Below are 3,409 nucleotides of genomic sequence, written 5' to 3'. Positions count from 1 at the left end.
TCGCGGGGGTGTCCGCCGCATGGATGCGGCGGCCAAGCCTCCAGGGATGGATTCACGGCGTCCCCCGCGAATCCAACCCGTCCCGCCAAGCGCGGCTTTTGATCTGGGCGACCAACCACGAGGGGCTCAGCCGTTCGCCGCCGCAAACACCGGCCGCGTCAGATTGTCCGCCTCGCCATCAGTGCACAGCACTTCGTCTTCGATGCGGATGCCGCCGTACGGGCGGAAGAAGTCCACACGCTCCCAGTCGATCGCATCGCCATGACCGGCGTCCTTCACTTCGTTCAACAGCATGTCGATGAAGTACAGGCCAGGCTCGATCGTCACCACCATGCCTGGTTCCAGTACGCGGGTCAGGCGCAGGTACGGGTGGCCGGCCGGGCGCTCGATGCGGCCGCCTTCGTCACTGGCAGCGAAGCCGGCGACGTCGTGCACCTGCAGGCCGATCAGGTGGCCGATGCCATGCGGGAAGAATGCGGCGCTGACGCCGGTTTCCAGCGCGGTCTGCGGCGACACCTTGATCACGCCGAAGTCCTTCAGCACGCCCATCAGCGACAGATGCGCATCAACATGCAGCTGCTTGTAGTCGAAGCCCGGGCGCACCGCTGCGCACATCGTCTGCTGCGCGGCATCGACGGCTTCGATCATTGCCGCGAACTCGTCATGGCCGGCGGCGGCGTAGGTGCGGGTGATGTCGCTGGCATAACCGTACGCGCTGGCGCCGGCGTCGATCAGGAAGCTGCGCAAGGGCTGCGGTGCCTTGCGGCCCAGTTCGGTGTAATGCAGCACTGCCGCATGTTCGTTCAGGGCCACGATGTTGCCGTACGGCAGTTCAGTGGCGTCCTGACCCACGGCCTGACAGTACGCCATGTGGATGCTGAACTCGTCGGCGCCGTTGCGGAACGCCGCTTCGGCCGCGCGGTGGCCGCGCACGCCCAGCACCTGCGCCTGGCGCATCAGTGCGATTTCATACGGCGTCTTGCTGCCGCGATGCCATTCCAGGTAGTTCACCACCGGCGCCGGGTTGTTGGGCACGTAGGCGCCCAGCGCACTCTGCGGCTCGCCCAGGATCGCGCAGCGCGCCGGGTCGGACGGCAGCAGTGCCAGCGCTTCGTCGGGCGTGCGGATGATGTGGATGTCGAAGTGCTCGACCCACCAGCCGCTCGGGGCATCCGGCACCACATGCCAGTAGTCGAACGGCTGGTGGAAGATCACCGCCGGACGCTTGCCCGGGGTGAACACGATCCAGCTGTTGGGCACCCGGGTCAGCGGCAGCCAGGCCTTGAACTGCGGGTTGACCGCATACGGGTAATCACGGTCGTCGAAGACCTGGTAGTGCAGGGTGCCGCTGGGCACCACCAGGTGGTCGAAGCCGCCGCGTGCCAGCGCCTGCTCGGCGCGTCGGCACAGCACGGCCAGGTGGTCGGGATACAGGGCGCCGGGGTCTTGCTGGATCATTGCGGTGGCTCGACACGGAAAACGGCCTTAGATTCTGCCGGATACCGACGCAATCCGCTGTGCCGGAACCGGCACTCAGCCCGTCGAAACCGGTGCCTCGTCGTTGTCTTCGCCGATCCACTGGCGCAGTTGCTGCCGATGCTCGCGTGACAGGGTCAGGAAGCGGAAGCCTGCCCAGCTCTGGCCGGGCGCATGCGCCGGTTCACTCCACAGCAGGTGTACGCCGACGTCGATCAGCTCGCTGCGGCCATCGGCCAACGGCAACGGGAAGCGCAACTGATAGAGCGCATCGTCACGCAGCGTGGCGCTGGCCAGCATCAGCATGCCGGTCTCGGACACATTGCCAAGTCGGCCGACCACGCTGTCGCGCATCTGGTCGGTCACCGGTATCAGATCGGAGACCTGCCGACGCGGTGCGCGACGGGTATCCACGGGGGGCTGGGTACTCATGCATTGGGCTCCTGCGGGCGATGTCCGGCGAGCGTGCGCAGTGCGCCCAGGCTCGCCTGCCAGGCGCGATCGACCAGCCGGCCCTTGTCTTCGGTGACCAGTTGCGCGCGTCCGGCATCCATCTGCCGGGCGAGGGCGTCCAGCGTGGTTTCGCTGATCTTCTGCCCCCGCGCGTTGACGAACAGCACGTGGCCGGTCAACAGGCTGTACCAGGACAGACGCTGGCGGCGCAGTGTGCCTTCGCCATCGTCAATATCGAACCAGCTGCCGAAGGGCAGCGCGCACAGCTGCTGGTAGCAGGCCTCCTCGGCTTCGCTGCGAGGTGCGGCGTCGTTTGCCAGGGCCTGTGCGCCTGCGTGCTCGCCCAGTCGTGCATGCGCCTTCAGGCGTGCACTGAGTTCGGTGCGCGAGGTGCTTTCGTCTTCGCCACCTGGCGTGGACAGGCGACGCGCGACGGCGGCCGCCTCTTCTGCGTGGTAGCCGACCTGCAGCAGGGCCGATTCAACCTCGGCGGCCAACGGAGCATCCGTGGCGCCGTCGCCGCTGGCGGCCTCGGCAGTGATCGCCGCGATGCGTTCGGTCTGCTGCAGGCGCTGCTGCCATTGCGGCGAATCTTCGCCGTGGCGCAGGCGGGTCAAGGTCAATGCGTCCGCCCAGGCCTGGCGCAGCAGTGTCTGCACGAAGCGTGGCGGTTCCTGCGTGTCGCAGCACTGGTCGATCTGCGCATTGGCCTGGCGTCGCGCAAGTTCCAGCCGTTCCTTGCCGCGTGCGGCTTCCACGTGACGGCGTTCGGCCAGTTCGGCGCGGTGCGCGGCGGCACGCTGGTGCTGCTGTATCTCTTCGTTGGCGGCGGCAAAGGCCTCGGGCGTGCGTGCATCCTGGCCCAGCAGGCCCTGTACGCTCATAGCCAGCCGTTGCAGCAGCTGCGGGTCGACATCGTCATCGCCGAGCCAGCTGGCGCCGGCTTCAGCGACATGGTTGAGCAGTTCGCGTGCAGGGTGTTCGTCGCGTACGAAGAACCCCGGGTCAGCCATCGCTGCACGCGCCAGTGGCACCTGCAGGCGCGCGAGCAGGGCGGCCGGCACCGGGTCCGGCCGTTGCTGCTGCTGAACCTGCTGCAGCAGCAGGCGAAGCAGATCGAGGTTGTCGCTGTCGTGGCTGCCGAGGCTGGCCTGGGCGCCATGTTCGCTGCGCAGCTGGGCGACCACCGCGGCCTGCAGATCGGTCATGGCGTTGGCGGCGCTGGCCTGGCCCTGCAGGCGCGCCAGTACGGCATCAACTGCCGCGCTCGGCAGGGCGGCCGTTTCAGCCGCTGGCTGTGGAGCTTGCCGCGCCCGTTGCAGCATCTCGTGCAGCACGCTGCTGGCCGGCACAGTCCGTCCGACCGACGAGCCGGGCGCTGTCGCATCGGCGAGAGCGTCCTGCATCAATGTCGACCAAGAGCCGGCCGGTGCCGAGCCACCCCAGCCGGTCATCGGCGTGGGCGCGCGCGGTGATGGGC

3 protein-coding genes are annotated in these 3,409 nt (G+C 68.1%); all 3 read right to left on the bottom strand.

Translation table 11 applies throughout. The annotated features are described in order from the left end of the window. Window positions 1-126 precede the first annotated feature (126 nt). A complete protein-coding gene (gene pepQ / locus DBR20_RS11525; protein ID WP_108266260.1) occupies window positions 127-1,458 on the bottom strand; it encodes a Xaa-Pro dipeptidase in 1,332 nt (443 codons plus the stop codon). Window positions 1,459-1,533: 75 nt separating this feature from the next. After that, window positions 1,534-1,908: a PilZ domain-containing protein gene (locus DBR20_RS11520; protein WP_100460247.1), complete on the bottom strand. Its 375-nt coding sequence runs from the start codon at window positions 1,906-1,908 to the stop codon at window positions 1,534-1,536. Continuing rightward, window positions 1,905-3,409, bottom strand: a 1,505-nt coding sequence (locus DBR20_RS11515) for a DUF1631 domain-containing protein (RefSeq protein ID WP_258223307.1), incomplete at its 5' end; no start/stop codon positions are given. The genes DBR20_RS11520 and DBR20_RS11515, both read right to left, overlap by 4 nt.

Origin of the sequence: Stenotrophomonas sp. HMWF023, assembly GCF_003060985.1 — a bacterium.
GTDB lineage: Bacteria > Pseudomonadota > Gammaproteobacteria > Xanthomonadales > Xanthomonadaceae > Stenotrophomonas > Stenotrophomonas lactitubi.
Note: the sequence above shows the minus strand (reverse complement) of the source record. Positions and strands in the feature narration are given on the sequence as shown.

Excerpts from the sequence above, each read along its gene's own strand:
- pepQ (WP_108266260.1), bottom strand. The coding sequence starts at position 1,458 with ATGATCCAGCAAGACCCCGGCGCCCTGTATCCCGACCACCTGGCCGTG.
- DBR20_RS11520 (WP_100460247.1), bottom strand. The coding sequence starts at position 1,908 with ATGAGTACCCAGCCCCCCGTGGATACCCGTCGCGCACCGCGTCGGCAG.